At 38.7% G+C, this 19,352-nt stretch carries 15 protein-coding genes; 4 read left to right on the top strand and 11 right to left on the bottom strand.

Going from position 1 to position 19,352, the window contains the following annotated elements; translation table 11 throughout:
• Nucleotides 1-167 precede the first annotated feature (167 nt).
• Entirely contained in the window at nt 168-2,081 is a 1,914-nt protein-coding gene (locus RMY32_RS31730; RefSeq protein ID WP_322712851.1) for an AAA family ATPase, read from the top strand.
• A 141-nt stretch (nt 2,082-2,222) separates the two neighbouring features.
• Nucleotides 2,223-2,453, top strand: a complete 231-nt coding sequence (locus tag RMY32_RS31725) for a hypothetical protein (protein WP_409884474.1) — start codon at nt 2,223-2,225, stop codon at nt 2,451-2,453.
• Here the strand turns inward: RMY32_RS31725 and RMY32_RS31720 are convergent.
• Both RMY32_RS31720 and RMY32_RS31715 read right to left on the bottom strand, forming a co-directional pair.
• Nucleotides 2,450-3,289, bottom strand: a complete 840-nt coding sequence (locus tag RMY32_RS31720) for a M56 family metallopeptidase (RefSeq protein WP_322712853.1) — start codon at nt 3,287-3,289, stop codon at nt 2,450-2,452. The genes RMY32_RS31725 and RMY32_RS31720 overlap by 4 nt on opposite strands.
• The gene (locus RMY32_RS31715; protein ID WP_292857766.1) at nt 3,289-3,708 is read right to left on the bottom strand and encodes a BlaI/MecI/CopY family transcriptional regulator; all 420 of its coding nucleotides are present in this window, start codon (nt 3,706-3,708) and stop codon (nt 3,289-3,291) included. Before RMY32_RS31715 ends, RMY32_RS31720 begins: the two co-directional genes overlap by 1 nt.
• A 332-nt stretch (nt 3,709-4,040) precedes the next feature.
• On the opposite strand from RMY32_RS31715, the gene RMY32_RS31710 reads away from it, so the two are divergent.
• Entirely contained in the window at nt 4,041-4,775 is a 735-nt protein-coding gene (locus RMY32_RS31710; protein ID WP_322712847.1) for a 2-phosphosulfolactate phosphatase family protein, read from the top strand.
• A 107-nt stretch (nt 4,776-4,882) separates the two neighbouring features.
• Here the strand turns inward: RMY32_RS31710 and rfbD are convergent, their stop codons facing one another.
• From rfbD to RMY32_RS31695, 3 genes are all read right to left on the bottom strand, one after another.
• Nucleotides 4,883-5,773, bottom strand: a complete 891-nt coding sequence (gene rfbD, locus RMY32_RS31705) for a dTDP-4-dehydrorhamnose reductase (protein ID WP_322712846.1) — start codon at nt 5,771-5,773, stop codon at nt 4,883-4,885.
• A 255-nt stretch (nt 5,774-6,028) separates the two neighbouring features.
• The gene (gene rfbC / locus RMY32_RS31700; RefSeq protein WP_322712844.1) at nt 6,029-6,574 is read right to left on the bottom strand and encodes a dTDP-4-dehydrorhamnose 3,5-epimerase; all 546 of its coding nucleotides are present in this window, start codon (nt 6,572-6,574) and stop codon (nt 6,029-6,031) included.
• A 113-nt stretch (nt 6,575-6,687) separates the two neighbouring features.
• Nucleotides 6,688-7,764, bottom strand: coding sequence for a glucose-1-phosphate thymidylyltransferase (locus RMY32_RS31695; RefSeq protein ID WP_322712842.1), 1,077 nt, complete (start codon nt 7,762-7,764; stop codon nt 6,688-6,690).
• Between the two features lie 152 nt (nt 7,765-7,916).
• Here RMY32_RS31695 and RMY32_RS31690 point away from each other — a divergent pair, with 152 nt between their 5' ends.
• Nucleotides 7,917-8,744: a sulfotransferase domain-containing protein gene (locus tag RMY32_RS31690; protein WP_322712840.1), complete on the top strand. Its 828-nt coding sequence runs from the start codon at nt 7,917-7,919 to the stop codon at nt 8,742-8,744.
• Here the strand turns inward: RMY32_RS31690 and RMY32_RS31685 are convergent.
• The 6 genes from RMY32_RS31685 to RMY32_RS31660 form a co-directional block, all read right to left on the bottom strand.
• Nucleotides 8,728-9,822: a glycosyltransferase family 1 protein gene (locus tag RMY32_RS31685; RefSeq protein ID WP_322712838.1), complete on the bottom strand. Its 1,095-nt coding sequence runs from the start codon at nt 9,820-9,822 to the stop codon at nt 8,728-8,730. The genes RMY32_RS31690 and RMY32_RS31685 overlap by 17 nt on opposite strands.
• Nucleotides 9,823-9,924: 102 nt before the next feature.
• The gene (locus RMY32_RS31680; RefSeq protein WP_322712837.1) at nt 9,925-10,923 is read right to left on the bottom strand and encodes a hypothetical protein; all 999 of its coding nucleotides are present in this window, start codon (nt 10,921-10,923) and stop codon (nt 9,925-9,927) included.
• Nucleotides 10,924-11,215: 292 nt separating this feature from the next.
• Nucleotides 11,216-12,511, bottom strand: a complete 1,296-nt coding sequence (locus RMY32_RS31675; RefSeq protein WP_322712835.1) for a glycosyltransferase family 1 protein — start codon at nt 12,509-12,511, stop codon at nt 11,216-11,218.
• A 175-nt stretch (nt 12,512-12,686) separates the two neighbouring features.
• Entirely contained in the window at nt 12,687-13,649 is a 963-nt protein-coding gene (locus RMY32_RS31670; RefSeq protein ID WP_322712834.1) for a GDP-mannose 4,6-dehydratase, read from the bottom strand.
• A 187-nt stretch (nt 13,650-13,836) separates the two neighbouring features.
• A complete protein-coding gene (locus tag RMY32_RS31665; RefSeq protein ID WP_322712832.1) occupies nt 13,837-14,607 on the bottom strand; it encodes a class I SAM-dependent methyltransferase in 771 nt (256 codons plus the stop codon).
• Between the two features lie 84 nt (nt 14,608-14,691).
• The gene (locus tag RMY32_RS31660) at nt 14,692-19,344 is read right to left on the bottom strand and encodes a glycosyltransferase (RefSeq protein ID WP_322712831.1); all 4,653 of its coding nucleotides are present in this window, start codon (nt 19,342-19,344) and stop codon (nt 14,692-14,694) included.
• Between the last annotated feature and the right edge of the window lie 8 nt (nt 19,345-19,352).

Here is a 19,352-nt window from a genome sequence, read left to right as displayed (position 1 = left end):
TGTGAAGTTGCACATATCTTGATCCCCCTAAATCCCCCTTGAAAAGGGGGACTTTGATAGATGTTTTTCCGGTTCCCCCCTTTTTAAGGGGGGTTAGGGGGGATCGAATTCTATGCAGCTTTATAAAAAATTGGTATAAGTTTTTCAATATTGCTCACACAATTTCTTTGAAAGAACTAACTACAGATGAGGCTATTGAACTGTCGCGCTTACCAACTCGCTCTACAAATGGTGCTGCTTTGATGGTAGGCGTGGTGGTAGGCGTGGCGCTAGGTGTGGCAGGAGGCGTGGTTGTAGGCGTGGTGGTAGGCGTGGCGCTAGGTGTGGCAGGAGGCGTGGTAAAAGACGTGGCGTTTGGCGTGGCGCTAGGTATGGCGCTAGGCGTGGTGTTTATTTTAGGTGTGCTGCGGGTTTACTTCTGGTTGCCAGAATTACTATGGACACTCACCCTGTTTTTATTGTCTCGCAATGTAAAGCGGGTAAATTGTTTGCGATATCTGCCCCCTCGTTTTGATGAATTGATTATTTTGCCTCTGCCTTTCATGGATTTAATGATTGTGGAGGCTTATCGAAAGAACCCAGATATTGCTCGTGAGACTATTAATTATCTAATTACATCCACCAATCAGCAAAAAGTTGCAGCACAGGCAATTTCTGGTATTGCTGTAGATATTTTCAATCGTTGTCAAATGTTGAGCGATATTGTGGAGATTGCCAACCAACTAGCGTGGATTCCTTCACCATCACCAAAGGAACTTGGCATTGTACTAACCCAATTTTTGGAAATCAGTCAGAATGTCCGGGCATCACAAGAAGCAACTTCACTTTATCGTCGATATGAGTTACTGAATATTCCCATCACTGCATTACGCCAACTGGGGCAAAGTCTGGCTTTGACAAAAGATGCTCGCGTTGCTGTTTCTTTTGGCAACGCCGCACAAAACTGGCTGACTATACTAGAGACGGCGCAGCGCACTTTAGAGGAACAGGCACAGCAATCACAAGAAATTCGACAAGTTTATATTGCTGGTAATTCCCTAGACCCGGAAACAGCAAGGAATCGTTTCAAAGGGCGAATTGATATATTTCGGGAAATCGAATCTTTGGCGCTTTCTGAGCAGCCGCCAGTGCTGTTACTCTATGGTGGGCGGAGGACAGGGAAAACTTCAGCGCTGAAATATCTACCTTATAGAATTGGCTCAGATATTGTACCTTTGCTAGTAGATTTACAAGGTGCAGCATCAGCCACAACGTTAAAAGGATTGGCTGAAAATTTAGCTCAACAAATTATCGAAGCTGCACGGCGATTACCCCGCAAAGTATTCTTGCCTAATCCAGATGCCAATAAACTAGCTGAAGATCCATTTCCCGCGCTGCAAAATTGGTTAGCAGACATAGAACGCAACAACTCCGGTAAGCAATTTCTCCTCTGTTTGGATAAATATGAACGCCTGAGTGAGGTAGTGGAAGCAACAAGCAGCCGTGCGCCGCTCAATTTTATCCGTAATCTGCTGCAACATCAACACCAGTGGATTTTACTTTTTAGTGGTTCACAGGAGTTATCTGAACTTGATGATTACTGGAGTGACTATCTAATTAACACCCGTGCTTTACGAATGACTTACCTGCAAGAGTCAGAAGCCCGCGATTTGATTCAACAACCAGTAGAGAACTTCAGCAATATTTATGAACCAACTGCTGTAGATGAAATTATCCAACTTACTCGCTGTCAACCTTATCTCGTTCAGTTGGTGTGTTATGAGGTGGTGGAGTTGCTAAACCGCGATATCAGAAGAAACAGGCGAGAAGCAGATACAGCAAAAGCTACTGCACAGGATGTTAAAGAAGTTATACCTGTTGTGCTAGAGCGAGGCGATCAGTATTTTCGGGAATTATGGAAGAGTTTAACAGATAGCGATCGCTTTCTCCTACGTCGGATAATCTATGGGGAAACTCCCACACAACAAGACAAAGGTGTTATCCGCAAACTAACGCGAAAAGAAATCTTGACTCCAGAAGGCAATGCTTTTCAAGTGCCTTTGGTGCAAAAGTATATAGAACAGTTGCTAGAAGAAGAGTAATATAACAGTTTTATAGTGGTTCTTGCTTGGGTGCAGTACATTTTTGACCTCTCTCCAAACCTCTCTCCTAAAAGGAGAGAGGCTTTGAATCTTACTCCCCTTCCCTTGAAGGGAAGGGGCTGGGGGTTAGGTCTGTATTCCATGCAATTGGGAAGCGCTATATTCAAAATTTTCATCGTTAGTGTACCAACCGACATCGCTACAGGGATGACGGATGTCGCTACAGAGACAACGAATGTCACTACAGAGACGACGAATGTCACTACAGAGACGACAGATGTTGCTACAGGGACGACGAATGTCACTACAGAGACGACAGATGTCGCTATAGTCGCAGTTTCATACTATGGCAACTGGCTAAATTCAACTTAACTATGAAATATCACAGTCAGTAGAGGTAAAAACGCTAACAAAAAGCCATGCCAGGATTGTAATTGAGCTTCTGGGGTTGGTTCCGGTGGTGCTAATAAAGCTTCTACTCTTTGTTCTAAACGATCTGCACCAGAGGAACCTAATGCAGCACAGCAAATTTCCGATAAAACGGGGCTGCTACTAACTACTAATAAAAGTGATTCTGCTAACACTAGAGGGTCTACCTGCAATGCTGCATAACCATCAGCACGAAGTTCGCGCAAAGCTAACAATTCTTCCCACAAAGGCTCTGTATTCGGCAACCATGCAGTGCAAGAACGCACCCAACCCAGCCAGAAAAACCAGAACGTATCCCTGTAATAGTGATGCCCTTGCTCATGGGCTAAGACGCTTTCTAAATGAGCAGGTGAGAGAGTTTGCACTAATCCTTGGCTAACTACTAATTCTGGTTGCCAAAAACCGATTTGACCTGCAAACAGCGCGCCCGTTTGCAGCAGTCTGGCTTGTCGATCGCCAACATTCACTAAGGGGCAGTTACGGGCAGATTCTACAGATTGCCAACCTTGGAAAGCAAGTTTAATGCATGAAATGGCAAAAAATGCCAAATAAATTAATACTAATAAATAGCTAATTGAGCCTGTATACATTCCGCCCATTTGTCCTTGAGGCCCCATGAACAGCACAGCGATCGCAGTCATGAAAATTAGCAAAGGCGGGAAGAGAAACAAAAATAGCGATCGCTGCCACCGTAAACTCCAATTACCTTGGCGTTGATTCCAAGCGGATCTTAACCACCAGGCAACAGCCAAAGCATTCAAAATCATTATTAGATGCATCATTGTTCCTCCCTGGCTTGGCGTGCAGATTGAATACGTTTAGCGATCGCTGCTATTTGTTCGCTAGCTGCTTCATCTAAGCTATCAGCAAAGGCAGCAACAACATCGGGGTTCCCCACTGCGAGAAATCGCTGTAACTGCTCGTGAGCTTTGATCACTTCTGATTGTTGTTTACTCAGCATTGGCCGCCAATAGAATGCTCGCTCCTTTTTATCACAAGCCAGCCAACCTTTATCAGTGAGGCGGCGTAAAACGGTGGTGACAGAAGTATACGCTAATTCGCGGTTGGGATCGGCGAGGATGCGATCGTGTACATCCTTGACTGTAACTGAACCAAGTTCCCAGATGATATTTAAAATTTCCGCTTCTAACGGGCCTAAAGATAGTTGTTTAGGGCGGTAGTCGGGTAAGGGTGCCATAGCAATTTTCGATTTGGGATGAGCAAAGTGGAGGTAAAAATTTTAGTTTCTATTTGGCCAAGTATTAGTCAGGATGCGTAGTGGTGCTAACTTGGAATACCAAATACAGCTTGAGAAAATCTGTTCTTGTTTTAGATTACAGGATAGTGCAGCAAATATGAAAGTCTAAAAGCATAAAAATAGACTTTTTGAGTATTTTTGTATTGAATAGGTTACATCATGCATATTTGATGCTAAAAAATTGTTTGCGAATAATTGTGACTATAGTTAGTGACACCAACTAGGTAGAATGTTATTTTCGGCAGTAGTATTAAAACAGGTGTATCCAGCCCGTGAAGTTATTCGTATACCACACTCCTGAATTGACTCCAACGGATAAAGCGCCAGAATGTGCGATCGCAGTCGATGTCTTGCGAGCTACTAGCACAATAGCGACTGTCTTGGCATCTGGAGGCGAAGCTGTACAAGTATTCAGCGATTTAGATCGGTTAATTGAAGTTAGTGAAAAATGGCCCCCTGAAAAACGTCTGCGGGCTGGAGAACGCGGCGGCGCGAAAGTAGCTCGTTTTGAGTTGGGTAACTCTCCCCTCGACTGCACACCAGAAGTAGTACAAGGGCGGCGTTTGTTTATCAGCACTACAAATGGCACTCGTGCTTTACAACGGGTACAAGATTCCCCAAATGTCTTAGCAGCAGCCTTGATTAACCGGAGGGCGGTGGTGCAATTTCTTTTAGATAAGCAACCAGAGACAGTGTGGATTGTCGGTTCCGGTTGGGAAGGTAGTTTTTCCTTAGAGGATACAGTTTGTGCGGGTGCGATCGCTCATAGTATTTTGCAACAAAGCAACTTGTTACCAGAAGAACTCGCTGGTAACGATGAAGTAATTAGTGCGATCGCTCTTTACTCTCAATGGCAAGATAACTTATTAGGATTACTTTACCAAGCTAGTCACGGCCAACGATTGTTGCGTCTTGACTGTCACGAAGATTTAAAATATTGTTCCCAAACTGATATTTTAGATGTCTTGCCCATACAACATGAAACGGGAGTATTAAAGAGGGGATAGGGACTGGGGACTGGGGACTGGGGGGCAGGGGAGAAGTTGGAGTAAGTTTTTCCCCTTTGCTCCTTTGCACTTCTGCCTCTTGTGCTCAATGCCCTATGCCCAATGCCCTATGCCCTATGCCCTGTTTTAAAATCTGCAAGCATTTGCCGAAGTCTTTGTCGCCAATGGGAAGGATAAGTCCCTAGAATTGCGGAAATTTTTCTACAAGCAAGGACGGAATAAGCAGGGCGACGGGCTGGTGTGGGATATTCGGCGGTTGTAATGGGGACAACACGTTCAATTTTCAAAGGGAAGCCTAGTTGTTGTGCTTCTTCAAAAATAGCGACAGCAAAATCATACCAGCTAGCAACGCCGCTATTAGTATAGTGATAAATGCCACTAATTTCTGGGGTTAACTGAGGAATTTTCTGGGCTATAACTGTGGCTATATCTTGCGCCCAAGTCGGGCTACCAATTTGATCGGCGACAACACGGAGTTCTTGGCGTTCTGCACCTAGTCGCAGCATGGTTTTAACAAAGTTACTTTTGCCAAAGGTTCCATAAACCCAAGCTGTGCGGAGAATGATATGATGGGCGCAAGTTTCTTGAATAGCTTCTTCTCCGGCGAGTTTGGTTTTACCATAGACACTCAAGGGATTAGTCGCATCAGTTTCCTGGTAAGGGCTACAGCCATTGCCATCAAAAACGTAATCAGTTGAAATATGAATTAGAAAAGCTCCTAATTTTTGGCTCTCTTGGGCAAGAATTAGGGGTGCAGTCGCATTAATAGCGGTAGCAAGTTCGGGTTCGCTTTCGGCTTTATCTACAGCAGTATAAGCGGCAGCATTAATGATGATTTGCGGCTGCTTGGATCTGATAACTTTGCGTAGAGTATCGGGTTGGGTAAGGTCTACTCTTGGGCGTGCTACTGAGATAATATCGCCGGATGATGAGAGTATTTGTTGTAGTTCCTTACCCACTTGACCGTTACTACCAATCAGCAAAATTGATTTTGTCATTTGTCATTTGTCATTTGTCATTTGTCATTTGTCATTTGTCATTTGTCCAAGAGAAGCCACGCTCACTCTTTAATTTGGTTTGAATTAGTTCGATGAAAGACAAAGTTTATCCGCACACCATAAAAGTAAACTTATGGTATAGCAAGAGGCGGGGTATCTAACAAAATCCAATGCCCAATGCCCAATGCCCAATGCCCAATGCCCAATGCCCAATGCCCAATGCCCAATGACCAATGACAAATGACAAATGACTATTTAATCAAATACTTCAGCAGTTCTGAAAGATTTACCAGCTTGGTCTTTAGCTGATAAAATCGGTGGCCCACTCAAGGGCCAATCTATCCCTAAATCTGGATCGTTCCATAGAATTGTGCGATCGCTTTGGGGTGCGTAATAATCTGTAGTTTTGTAGAGAACTTCGGCTAGTTCTGAAAGTGCCAGAAAGCCGTGAGCAAAACCTGGTGGTATCCACAGTAGGCGTTTGTTTTTAGCACTGAGTTCATAACCTACCCACTTACCGAAGGTAGGCGAACTTTTTCTAATGTCTACGGCTACGTCAAAAATAGTGCCAGAAATAACCCGAATGAGTTTACCTTGAGGTTGTTGGATTTGATAGTGCAATCCCCGGAGGACGTTTTGTATAGAGCAAGAGTGGTTATCTTGGACGAAGTTCGTAACAATCCCTATTTGTTGAGCAAATCTTTGGTGGTTGTAAGCTTCAAAAAAGAAACCGCGATCGTCTCCAAATACTTGGGGTTCGAGTTGGATAACTTCGGGAATTTTGGTATGTACAATGCTCATTAATATTACAAGTAATATGCCACAGTTTTAATTTTGAGAGTAATTTAATACTTGTTTTTACAGGTATTATAATTAAGATTTTGACTGTGGTTTTTTTGTTTTGAATAAGTAAATCACGTTAGTTCAATTTGACAGTCATCACCAATCATAAATCGCAAGGCTTTAGGGCGACGGGGTGCAAGATTCAATTGTGCCCTTTGTCCAATCACACTATCAATAATGCGCTGATGAATTCCGGCAATTTTAGCACTTTCTAAAATAACGCTGTGTTCTAAATCAGTATCAATGAGTGTGACATTGTTAGCGATGCTACTATAAGGGCCAATAAAGCAGTTTTCTAAATGACAATTGCTACCAATGACTACTGGCCCCCGAATTGTGCAGTTAATTACTTTAGATTTTACCCCGATTTGGACTCGTCCAATAATCTGACTTTGGGCATCGATTTCGCCCATAACTGATGCTGTCAGATAGGTATCGAGAATTAATCTATTAGCTTCTAATAAATCATCTTTTTTACCAGTATCTAACCACCAGCCTTGGAGATTGTGGGCTACAACCTGTTTTTGCTGATTAATGAGGTATTGAATAGCATCAGTGATTTCCAACTCGCCTCTAGTGGAAGGTTGGATATTTGCGATCGCATCATAAATGAGGTGAGAAAAGAAATAAACCCCTACTAATGCCAGATTTGAAGGAGGGACTTTGGGTTTTTCAATTAATTGTAATACTCGCCCTGTTTCATCCACCTGAGCCACACCAAAGGCGCTAGGGTTAGCAACTGAACGTAAGAGAATCAAAGCATCTGGCTGTTGTTGGCTAAATTGTTGCAGAAAGTAACGTAACTCACCTAGTTGAATCAGGTTATCGCCCAAGTACATGACAAAGGAAGAATCTCCTAAAAAGGGACGAGCAACTTGGACAGCGTGAGCAAGTCCAAGTGGTTGGTCTTGGATGATGTAGGTGATGTTCGCTCCAAAGTATTCTCCATTTCCGGTTTTCCCTTGGACTTCTGCGCCGGTTTCTGGACTGATAATGATGCCAATATCAGTAATACCAGCCGCGACCATTTCTTCAATGCCATACCATAAAACAGGTTTGTTAGCAACTGGTACAAGTTGTTTTGCCCCGCTGTAGGTGAGGGGACGTAAGCGTGTGCCTTTACCGCCAGAAAGAATTAGTGCTTTCATACTGCTTTCATCAGGATTTAGGATTAATTACAAGTCATTAGTCAAGATAATCTGAAATCTTGACAAAATCCCAAATCATTGAATTTACATTATGGTGTCAGTATGATGTTAGTTTAGATGTACCCTAATTTAGTTGAAAGGATTAACAGAATTTGAGCAGTTTAGACGCCTTGCGTCTGGCGATAATCAGCAATCCCCGATCGGGCAACACCTGGCTACGAAAAATGCTGGCAGCTATTTATGAAATGGCTGAACTGGCGGTGCATCATCCAGATGACATTTCCTGGCACTTGCTACCAGCAAGATTAGTGCTTCAGATTCATTGGCACAGAAGTGATGATTTAGTTTCATTGCTCGCCCAGCAAGGATTTCGTGTGGTCGTTCTTGCCCGCCATCCCTTGGATGTATTGATTTCTATTCTGCATTTTGCCAACTACGAACCAGATACTGCCAGCTGGCTAAAAGGTGAAGGGGGAACTGAGATTTCCATTCTTGAGAAAACACCACTTAGCCAAGAGTTTATCAACTATGCCACTGGGAGTAGAGCAGCAGCACTTCTCTCGATTAGCCCGGAATGGTGGAGGCGAGAAGACACATTAAAAGTTCGTTACGAAAATCTGGTGAATGATGCGGTCAAGGAACTTGCCCAGTTTAACGAACAACTGGGGCTGACCCCAGTCAAGCCTATATTAGATGTGGTTTCGTTGCATTCCATCGATCGCCTCCGCACCATGAGTACAAACAATCACTTTTGGCAGGGAAAGTATGCTCTCTGGAAGAAGTTGCTTATAGCACCTGTTGCTCAAGAGATTGCTCTTGCCCATCAAAACGTGTTAGCTAAACTTGATTATGTGTGTAATGCTAACCCGACTCTAACCGAAGAGCAGGCGATCGCTAACTGGAATGCTATTGCAGTTAAAGAAAGCTTACCTCGCAGTCTCTCTATTTTTCAGAAATCAGCCATTATAGGTACTGTTTGATAACTTCGGCGGTAGCAAGTCCTGTTTTTGCCCAGCTGAACTGACTGGCGCGGTTGAGGCCAAGGGTACGTAGACGCGATCGCAACCCCGAATCAGTTGCAATAGTCTGCATCGCCTCTGTAATTTCTGCGGTATTGTAGGGATTGACTAGAATCGCCGCATCGCCAGCCACTTCAGGTAAGGAGGAAAGATTAGAGGTAATGACGGGAGTACCACAAGCCATTGCTTCGAGGACAGGTAAACCAAAACCTTCCCAGAGACTGGGGAAAACCAGAGCGATCGCTTGATTAATTATTTTTGGCAATTCGCTGTAAGGAACATAGTCAAGGAACTTTACCTGATTAGTTACACCCAATTCTGCAACTTGCACTTTTAAAATCGGGGTGTAACGCGAATCAATTGGCCCTACTAACCATAGTTCATAGTCTTTGCAGTTAGGTAACGCCGCAAAAGCACTGATGAGTCGCTGGATGTTTTTGTAAGGATCTTGGCGGCCAATATAGAGAAAGTAGTTGCGGATAGGGAGGTTGAGAGGAAGGAAGTGAGTGCGATCGTGAGCAAGGGGAATAGAGGTAATTTTACTAGCTGGAATTTGGTAAAAATCGGTAATGTCTTTAGCCGTAGTCTGAGAGATGCAAATAATATGTTGTGCTTGTTTAAAAACTTGGGGAGTGTAGTAGCGGTGGTAGGCTGTGAGTGGTGAAAAGCGTTTAGGAAAGCGCAACGGTATCATGTCAAAACAGGTAACGACAAAACGACAGTTGCTATAAAGGGGTGCTTCCGGTAACGGAGAGAATAAGAGACTCGATTTAAGGTTTTTAGATATTTGTGGTAGTTTAAATTGTGTCCAAAGTAGGCGGTTAAAATGACCTTTTGTGCCGTGGTCTGGGGTTAAGTTTGACGGGATTAAATAGCAATCAAAATTAGGATATTTTTGGGCTACTAACAGAGTAGGTTGGAAAGATTTTAAATAAGGAAAAAGGTTTTGAGCATAGTTGCCTATACCTGTTGGTTTAGACAAGAGAATAGATAAGTTAATAATTAATTGATTAGAGGAAATATTATCTACTATATTCATTTAGGATTTTTTTCATTTGCCTATAATGATTGTAAAACAATAATTTTTACATGAATTATTAAAAATTAGAGAATACTAGGGTAACTTAAGAGCCGTAACTTCTTACACAGCTTTTTTGATGATCATACCAAAGGATGTAGAAGCGAAACGCTCAAATAATAATTTTAAATGTGCTTCTTGTAGCATTTCATGTATTTGACTATAGTATGGAGGAATATCAATAAATTTATCTAAAACACGAGAACCAATATTGAAATCGAGGGGTGCTACTTGATGTCCTGCTGCAGTTAGTTTTTTAGCAATTTGTTCAAAATCTTTTTTTCTAAAAAGTACTGTTCCATAGTTGTCAATAGTTTTTTCTTCTTCTAAATAATTAAATTCTGTCGTCTGTATACTTATTCCTCCAGGAACTAGAGTCTTTAGAGAATTTTCGATAAACAGAAGTCCATTTTTAATGCTACCTAGATGTTCTAATGCACAAGCAGACCAGCAGAAATCATATTTACCTTCTAAGTAAGCAGGAATAGCATTCATATCGACATACTTTAGACTCACATTTTTAGTAAATAGTTCTTTTGTACATAACTCAGGACGGAATATCTTTTCCAAAGAAGACATATTTTGTTTAGTTTCTATCCAACCTTGTGCAGCTGATGCTGTTGGATGTAAATCTGTAGCCGTAATCGCAATATCATAAGCAGCTAGAATACTTGGCAGAGGTTCTTCACCACAACCAAAACCTAAACCTTTGCGTCCAGGAGTAAGTAAATCATATTCATATAATGCTTGTAAAATATAGCAAAATTCCCACAATTTTCGATGGTATGCTACCGGAATTTTCATCTCTTGACACCAGTAGAAAAACCAATCTGATTCAATATCATTTTGTTGACAAGCTTTGGATTGTAAGTTGATTTTTTGTGGAGATAAATTACTAGGTATTATCAACTGTTCGCGCAAACTACGAGCATATTCGTATCCCAAAGTTTTAATGTTCAAGCTTATAGCATCTGTTGTCGAAGAAGGAAGGCTATACTTTTTTTTCAATGATCTTAATAGATTCAATATAGGTTTTACGATTTGCAGTATTTTATCTAGCATAATTTTCAACTCGCTTTTTAGTTTATTATGTCAAGCTTAATTGCTTAATGTTGGTCTATTAGCAGAATTGTTACTAGTAATAAATAAGTTGATAGTAATTTATTTAACAAATATCTAGGAGAATATCTCTCTTTTGCAAACCTTGTTATGGTGTTAATTTTGATAAAGTTTTATAGCATTCATACTCAAAAATTGACTGTGAAGTTAATAGCATAAGTTGTTATAATTGTGGGTTTTTTAGACAAAAAAGATAGATTAACGAATAAATTTTAAGCTTTTATTCAAACTGAATTTAATTATACAAACAAGAGAGAAACTCTTCAGCAGATTGTTGCCATGAGAATGGTATATACTCATTTTTTATGCGCTCTACCAAATTACTGTAGTAAATATCTGAATCAAGTAGTTCTTTTAAAGCTTCATACAGTTCTGTTGGTTGAGTAGGAGAGAAATATCTACAAAAATCGCCTCCTACTTCAGGTAAAGAGCCACCATTGCTGGCAATTACAGGTTTACAGTGTTGGAGTGCTTCTACCACAGGTAATCCAAATCCTTCATAAAAGGAGGCTTGAACTAAACAGTAACAGTTTTGATAAAGAAAATCTAGTTGAGCATCAGTAACAGAACCTAGTATATGTATGAGCTTGCCATACATTTTATTAGATTCTATCAATTTATCAGTTTCTGAATGCCAACCTTTATTACCTGCAAAAATTAAAAATACATCATCACGACTAGCATTGATCAATAAATCAAAGGCTGCAATGATAGTTTTAATGTTTTTATGAGGTACTAAGCTTCCAACTACTAAAATATATTTTTTGTTAATTAATCTTTGGAAATTTACATCCAAACTATTATTTTCTTCATCTAGCAATATTTTTTTATAGTAGTTACAACCTAAACGAAAGCTAGTAACAATTTGTGAATTGTTACTAGCTAATATCCCATGATTTTTCGCATTAATGTAATCTTCTGCACTCTTCTTAGAAATACATAATACCTTATCAAATAAAGTAGAATAATCGCTATAAAATTTGGTAAAAGCTTTAGTAAATTTCTTTGAAGAAAACTCTGGAAACCTTATTGGAATAAGGTCATAACATATAACTAAAATAGTAACTTTATGCCTTTTTAAAAGCTGTAAAAATAGATAGTAGGTTTTAGGTAAATCCCAATTAGCATCAGCTATTACATAAATATCTCCTGGTTGAACTATAGAACCTTCAAATTCAAGGAAAGCTTTTTTGTTTGCTGAATTTGAATACAACCAATCAATCAAATTTAATACATCTAAAAAATTTATAAATTTATTTTTTAGCTTTAAAAAAAGAGATTGAACTTTTATATTTATTTTACTTAAAGCAAGATATTTATTAACCTTGACAAAATTTCCATCTTGCTGCTGATCAAGACTAGTCGTTCTCCTCATAAAACTACCATCAAACATAACTACTACTATTTCTATATCTGTACGGTTCGAGCTTATTTTCAGCAATTCAGAAGTGAGTTCTCGAACTACTCGATGGATTCCAGTATTTTTATATGTATGTTTTGCAGTGTGAGTACAATCGATAAATATTTTCATTCTCAAACCTATTTGAAACTATTTTGATTGCAAATTTTAATAATTTTTTACTTAAAAAACTTACCTAAGAAAACCCATAAGTAAAACACTTATTAGTTATATTCTTAGGTAAGCTATTTTACTTTTTTTCCTAGTTTCTAGTTGATGGTTATTTATGATTAAGAAAATAAATGAGCTAACTGCTCAATTTCTTAAGGTCATAATCAACCATTAACTCAACCAATTGGTTAAAAGAGTATTGAGGCTGCCAACCTATTCCAGTTTTAATTTTATCAATGCAACCAACTAACTGCACTGGTTCATCAGCGCGATAAAAAGCGGGGTCAACCGAGACATAATCTTGCCAATTAAGCCCAACACAGTCAAAAGCACACTCGACAAGTTCTTTGACAGAGTAGGTTTCGCCACTGGCAATGAGGTAGTCATCGGGTTGTTCCTGCTGTAACATTAGCCACATAGCGTAAACAGCATCTTTGGCATAGCACCAATCACGACGGGCATCTAGGTTGCCTAATTTTAGTTCATTTGCCAAACCCAATTTAATTTGGGCAACTGCGTATGTGATTTTGCGAAATACAAATTCTGTTCCTCGTCGAGGCGATTCGTGAGTGTAAGTAATACCACAGCAGGTGTAAAGGTTGTATTTCTTCCGATAGTTGACAGTCATCCAATGAGCATAAGCTTTGGCAACTCCATAAGGATTCCGAGGACGAAAGGCAGTGCGTTCGGTTTGGGGCGATTCGTCAGGTTGACCAAAAACTTCACTACTGGATGCTTGATAGAATCTGGCATCAGGTTTGCAGCGACGAATAGATTCTAAGAGGCGGGAGACACCGAGGGCTGTATATTCAGCAGTGAGAGCAGGTTGTGTCCAAGAAAGAGGAACGTAGCTTTGAGAGGCAAGATTATAAATTTCGTCAGGTTGACATTCGCTCACTACATCCATGAGGGATGATTGATCGAGGAGGTCGCCGGATACGATTTGAATGTCGCCATAAAGGTGGGTGATACGCTCTAGATTACTAGTGCTAGAACGGCGGACTAGACCAAAGACTTGGTAGCCTTTTGCTACAAGTAGTTCGGCAAGATATGAACCATCTTGACCAGTTAATCCAGTGATTAGGGCTTTTTTAGTCACGTTAATAACTTTGCTTCAGGGGGAAAAATTTTTTTATTGTACTAATTTTAAAGTACTTCTTAAATAGATCCATATCAAAACTAAGTTTAACCTGCCTTTTAATTAGTGAATGGTAGATTTCTTTCAAAATACATTTATTTTAAAAGGTGCAACTGAGCCTGCGCCCTACCATTCTCTTTTTCCTTGTCTACAAAATGGAGAGTTGGGAATTACCAGAAACTAGACCTTCATAGGAAATACTTTGCTGATAACTAGGTAATCCTGGCGCAACTTCTGCTCGAAAGGCAGCACGGCCTCCCCAACTAGTAAGATGATTAATATCAAATCCAGCTGAACGAAACCAAGCAAGAACAGCAGCAATGTTAGGAGAAAACCAATTTGAAGTATCATTACCAAGTTCTGCGTGCTCATAGAATTGACAGATCGGTAAAGAAACGCATTTAGGCGCTACTTGAGAAAGTGAGACTGTACCATTAGGTGTAACAAACCAATTATCAATTACTTGAGTTTCTATGTAGCACAAACTTTTAGTAACTAATCTCAAGCGATCACAAGCAAGTAATGGGTATCTGAGATGGTAAAGAACACCAGCAAATAGAACAATATCAAACGTTCCTATCTGGTTTGAATCAAGTTTGTATACGCTGCCACGTACGTATTCAACTTTTGAACCCAGTATTTCTTTAGCAACATTGAATCCTGTTTGACTTGGTTCTGGAAGATCGTAAGCTACAACTCTTAATGCTCCTCTACGTTCACATTCAAAGCTAAATCCTCCATCATAAGCACCTACATCCAGTACTGACATTCCAGTTAAATCTTTTGGTATCTGTAACTTGTCGCATATATCTACAACATTATTTGAACCAGGTGTGAAAATTCCTGGAGCTACTTCAAAATACTGAAACCAGTAAGATACTTGATTGAGATGTGCTAATATTCTGTCCTTATCGTACATAACTTCCTATCATTGAGAAAATCCGATATAATAATACCAATAAATAATTGATTCATTACTTAAAATTGTTAATTTTTATTCAAATTATTTAATAGCTTGAATTTCCATTTCATAACACAAACCATTGACTCGTTTTGTATCAACAATTTTTATATCTTTAAATCCACAATTTGAGAGTATTTGAGATAAGGTTTCTGGAGTGTACATATTGTAATGGTAATTTCCTTGATAATCTTGAGATCCATAAGTAACCTTTCTCAAGTTATCCCAAGAGAACTGTCCATTTACATAATCCACGATCATCGAATTTGCATCAGGACAAACGATCACTATTTTGCCTCCATTTTTTAGTAATTCGTACCAGTAAGTTAAAATGTGGTTTATAATTTCATACTCTGTAAAATGTTCAATAACATGAGCATTATATATTTCAGCAACAGTCCCTTTTTCAAATGGCAGATTTCCTATATCGGCAATTACATCAACACCATTTAATTCTCTTTGGTCTACATTAATATAATCTTGCATAATGATGTGACCACAGCCAAGATTAAGGCGTATATTGTCTAAATTAGCCGCAATTTTTTCTTGATTGAGAATTACTGGTTTTTGAGTTTCCTGAACTTTTAACCGATAACTAAATTCACTTCTGGTCATTTCATTTTCAATAATAGTGAGACTTTGCGTCTCATATACTAACTTTTTCAACTCGGTCAAAGTATCCGTTAAACTCTGCTTTTCATTCTCTACATTTTCCTTAAGTTCGGCTAATTGAGATTCTATAGTTTTATTTACCTCTGTAATAGTTTCATAAAACCCAGTTAATTTATCTTCTGTACCTTTGTTTTCCTTTACAATACCTTCATGAAGCGAAGCTAACTGGTTTTGTACACCTTGATGTACTTCTGTAATACTTTTATTTACTTCTGCAATACTTCGATCGAGTTTAGCTAACTGATGTTCCACATCTTTATTCACCTCCGCAATCCTTTCGTAAAATGCGCCTAACTGATGTTCAACATTATTTCCATTGGTAATACTTTCTTTGACAGTTTCTTTAATCACAGTTAGTAACTGTTCGATACTTTTTTTATCATCAGCGATATTCTTCTTGATTGAATTTAAATCATCTTCTAAAACTTTGTTACTAGAGATTAGAGCATTATTAACAGAAGTCTGCCGCTGCATAGATTCATAAAGAACGGAATTAATAAAAGTTACAGCTTTGGGTACTACAAAACGATTAATAATATAGTTAAGCCAACCCCAACTAATAATGTGAGGTTTTGTTACAGTCCAGTCCGAACGGGTGATAAATTCATTAGATTGTTTTACGGAATGCTGCAAATGTTGATTTGTAATTTCAGTATTATTAATTGAATCGTATTGCATACTGTCTTTTTCTGTTTCTAGTAACAAGAGATTATTTTGAAATCTTTGAATAATTTGGCTATCGATTATCTGCATGTGAGTATCGGCATTAACTAGAGAGCAGTAAACTTTTACACTAGCTTTTGCCATGTTTCTCCCTGAAAGAACTTCTACTCTTTGCTTTGCACCTATGCCCAATTGATATCTTAGATTATCATCCTTGACGAGAATCAGAATTTTTTGTGCCAACTCTTGAGAATTATCAGGTTCAAAAAGAAGACCACATTCGCCTTCCACTACTACTTCTGGAATCGCTCCTGCTTTTGCACCTATAACAGGTTTACCGTGAACCATTACTTCCAATGGCACCAGTCCAAAAGATTCATAGCGAGAGGGAAACACGAGAAAATCACAGTTAGCGTAAAGTAACTCTCGCCTTTCCTCGGAAACCATACCCAAAAATTGGATACGATCGTATGCACGATCGCCTAGTATCTGACGCGCTTTTTCTTCCCAGCCTCCAATATCTGCACCAGCAATCCAAACAAATATTTTTGGCTCTTGAGGCATTATAAGTTTTAAGGCATTAAGAAATACATCAATACCTTTTCTTGATTCTAAGCGACCAACAAAAAGAATTTGTATAGCTCCCCGTTTTAAATCTTTGGGAAGTTCACCATAATTAGTGACATTTGTATAAGTAGGCCAAGGTTGTACCCCTAAAGACTGGACAAGCCAGCGATCATCAGGAATTAAATTATAATTTGATACAACACTATCTTTAATACTGTGGCTAATAGCAATAATACTATCTGCATAGCGAATTAATTCCTGTTCCATTTGCACACAATGCTTCAAATCCTCATTCATCTGCCATTCATTCATCTTTATAGATACAAGAAGTGGTGTTACTAAGCGGACTATGAGTGGTACTTTAAATTCAGGACGAAGCATTAATATACCAATTCCTTCAAAATCCCAAAGAGCAGACTCAATAACACTTATGGGGCGCTCATGATGAATTTGTTGCACTATCTGTGCCACTTTTCTTGCCCAAGCAAGATTTTTGGAAAGAATAGGACATTGCGGTATGCCATCATAATTTTCGACAGAAGCAACTTGAATATGAGTCAGAGGTCCAATCACATCCGTACAATCTCTTGCACCACGACTAATGACAGTTACTTCATGCCCCATTTGTATTAGTTCTCGGGCAAGGGTTTGATTATATGCTCCAATTCCTCCAAATGAGTTTGGAGGAAATTCTTGAGAAATAATTAAAATATGTAGTTTAATTTCTTTAGAAATATAACCTTCTGTATTCTGGCTTTCCATATAAGAAACGAAAGGGTGATTTACATAATTCAAATTTTGCCCGAGTTTTCGTGGAAAGCAAGAATCATAATAACCACGTATAGTACCTATAACTGCACTATAAGAATAGTAAATAGCTGATTTTAATTCCAAATCGTCTTGACGCCAAGCGTTAATAAAAGTTAAGCAACGTTCTTTGAAAATATTTTTACTAGTTACCAATATCCTTGTATATAAAGATGCCGATTTCGCGGCATTTTTAATTCCAAAATACGCAGTATTTTTAGTTATTACTCTCCAGTTAAAATTATATTTCCCTAATCTGTTATGACTTTGTGCAAATTCATGCCTCACATAAGCTTGATTGGCATTTGTTAATACACCACCTGCTTTTTGCAATCTAACTGCCAAATCGGTTTCATCAAGGTAATAATCATATTGTTCATCAAAACCATTGACTGCAATCAAAGCATCTCTACGGAATGTTGAGTTAGTTCCCATTAAGTATCTATAAAAATCAGGTTGATTGATTCGTTCATCATGAATAGAAACATGATATGCTGCACCAAACAAATCTGAAATTCCTGCTTCAAACTGAAATATAAATTTATTTGCAAAAAATGTCCTACCGCCTACGCCTACAATATTTGAGGGCAATTCTTTATAACGTTTGACAATTTCAAAAAGCCAGTTGTCATAAGGCAAAGCATCATCATCAATAAAAGCTACAATATCTCCAGAAGCTTGTTGTATACCTAAATTCCGTGATACTGAAAGATTGCGCAGAGGATTTTGAACTACTCTTATATCTTTCCTAGCTGAAAGAACTTCCATCGTATCGTCAGTTGATGGACCATTAACTACTATTACCTCAAAATTCGTATACTTTTGATCTTTGAGATAGTTTAAACATCTTTTGAGATAGTCACGACGATCGCAAGTGCAGATAACTACAGAAACCCTTAATGGCTCTTTTCTATAATCTTTTTCTGTAATTTTGTCTATAATTGCATACAAACGTTCACGTATAGCATTAGAACTGAAACGATGAGCTTGTTTGATACCATGAGAAATCAGTTCATTTTTAAGGGTATTGTTTGTAAACACTGAATGAATGCGCTTAACAGCACTTTCAATATCCAGATTTTCAAGAGCACCAGGCCCTCCACCCATAGTATCTGCTATTGCTGTTCCAGAATAAGCAATTACTGGTATTTGATTAATAAATGCTTCTACTATAGGTACACAGAATCCTTCATGTTCACTCATGCATAAAAATAAATCTGCTGCTTTATAATAAGCGGGAAGGTTTTCGTCTTCAACTTTACCTACAAGAGTAACTTGTCTATTAAGTGCTAAAAGATTGATTTTGAAGCAAAGCTTTTTGTAAAAATAATCATCTTCATCATACCTACCTACTAAATACAAGTGATGTTTTTCATCTGGATATAATTTAATATAATGATCAAAAATATCTATAAGAAGGTCTTGCCTTTTATTCGGAGCTATACGTCCAACGAATAGCCAAACTTTATCAAGATTGGCTTGCAAACTTTTGACTAAATCCTCAGATATTAATGTTTGAGTAAAATCAGTAACTATAATTGGAAGTTCTTTAACTTGGCTAGCTCCTAAATTTTTAGCTTCTTGACAATTAAATGGTGAATCTCCTAAAACTAAATTATACTTGCTAATAATCTCCTGAAGTTGAGCTTGACCTTTTTGACAAAATTTATATAATACTGCTGTTTTATCAAAAAAAGTATAAGGTGTTATGTTGTGGTATACAAAGATTTTGTATCCACGCAAAGAACTGATTGCATCTGCAATTTCTGAGTAGCCACAGAAGTGATGTATGATAACAGTATCTTCATCCATACAAAACTCAGTGATATTTTTCCGGTGTTTTTCTACTCGATAATCTGCATATTTAGAAAAAATTTGTGCTTTTTCACCCTTTTCTATAAGCATCTGATGAATTCGGATTACTTGATTTGATACCGCATCACCAAAATCTAATGCGTCTAAAACCTGTACATATCTCAAACTCATGCATTTAC

Origin of the sequence: Nostoc sp. ChiSLP03a, from assembly GCF_034531215.2 — a bacterium.
Lineage (GTDB): Bacteria > Cyanobacteriota > Cyanobacteriia > Cyanobacteriales > Nostocaceae > Nostoc.
The sequence above is the reverse complement of the archived record's forward strand: the minus strand, read 5'-3'. Positions and strand labels throughout refer to the sequence as shown.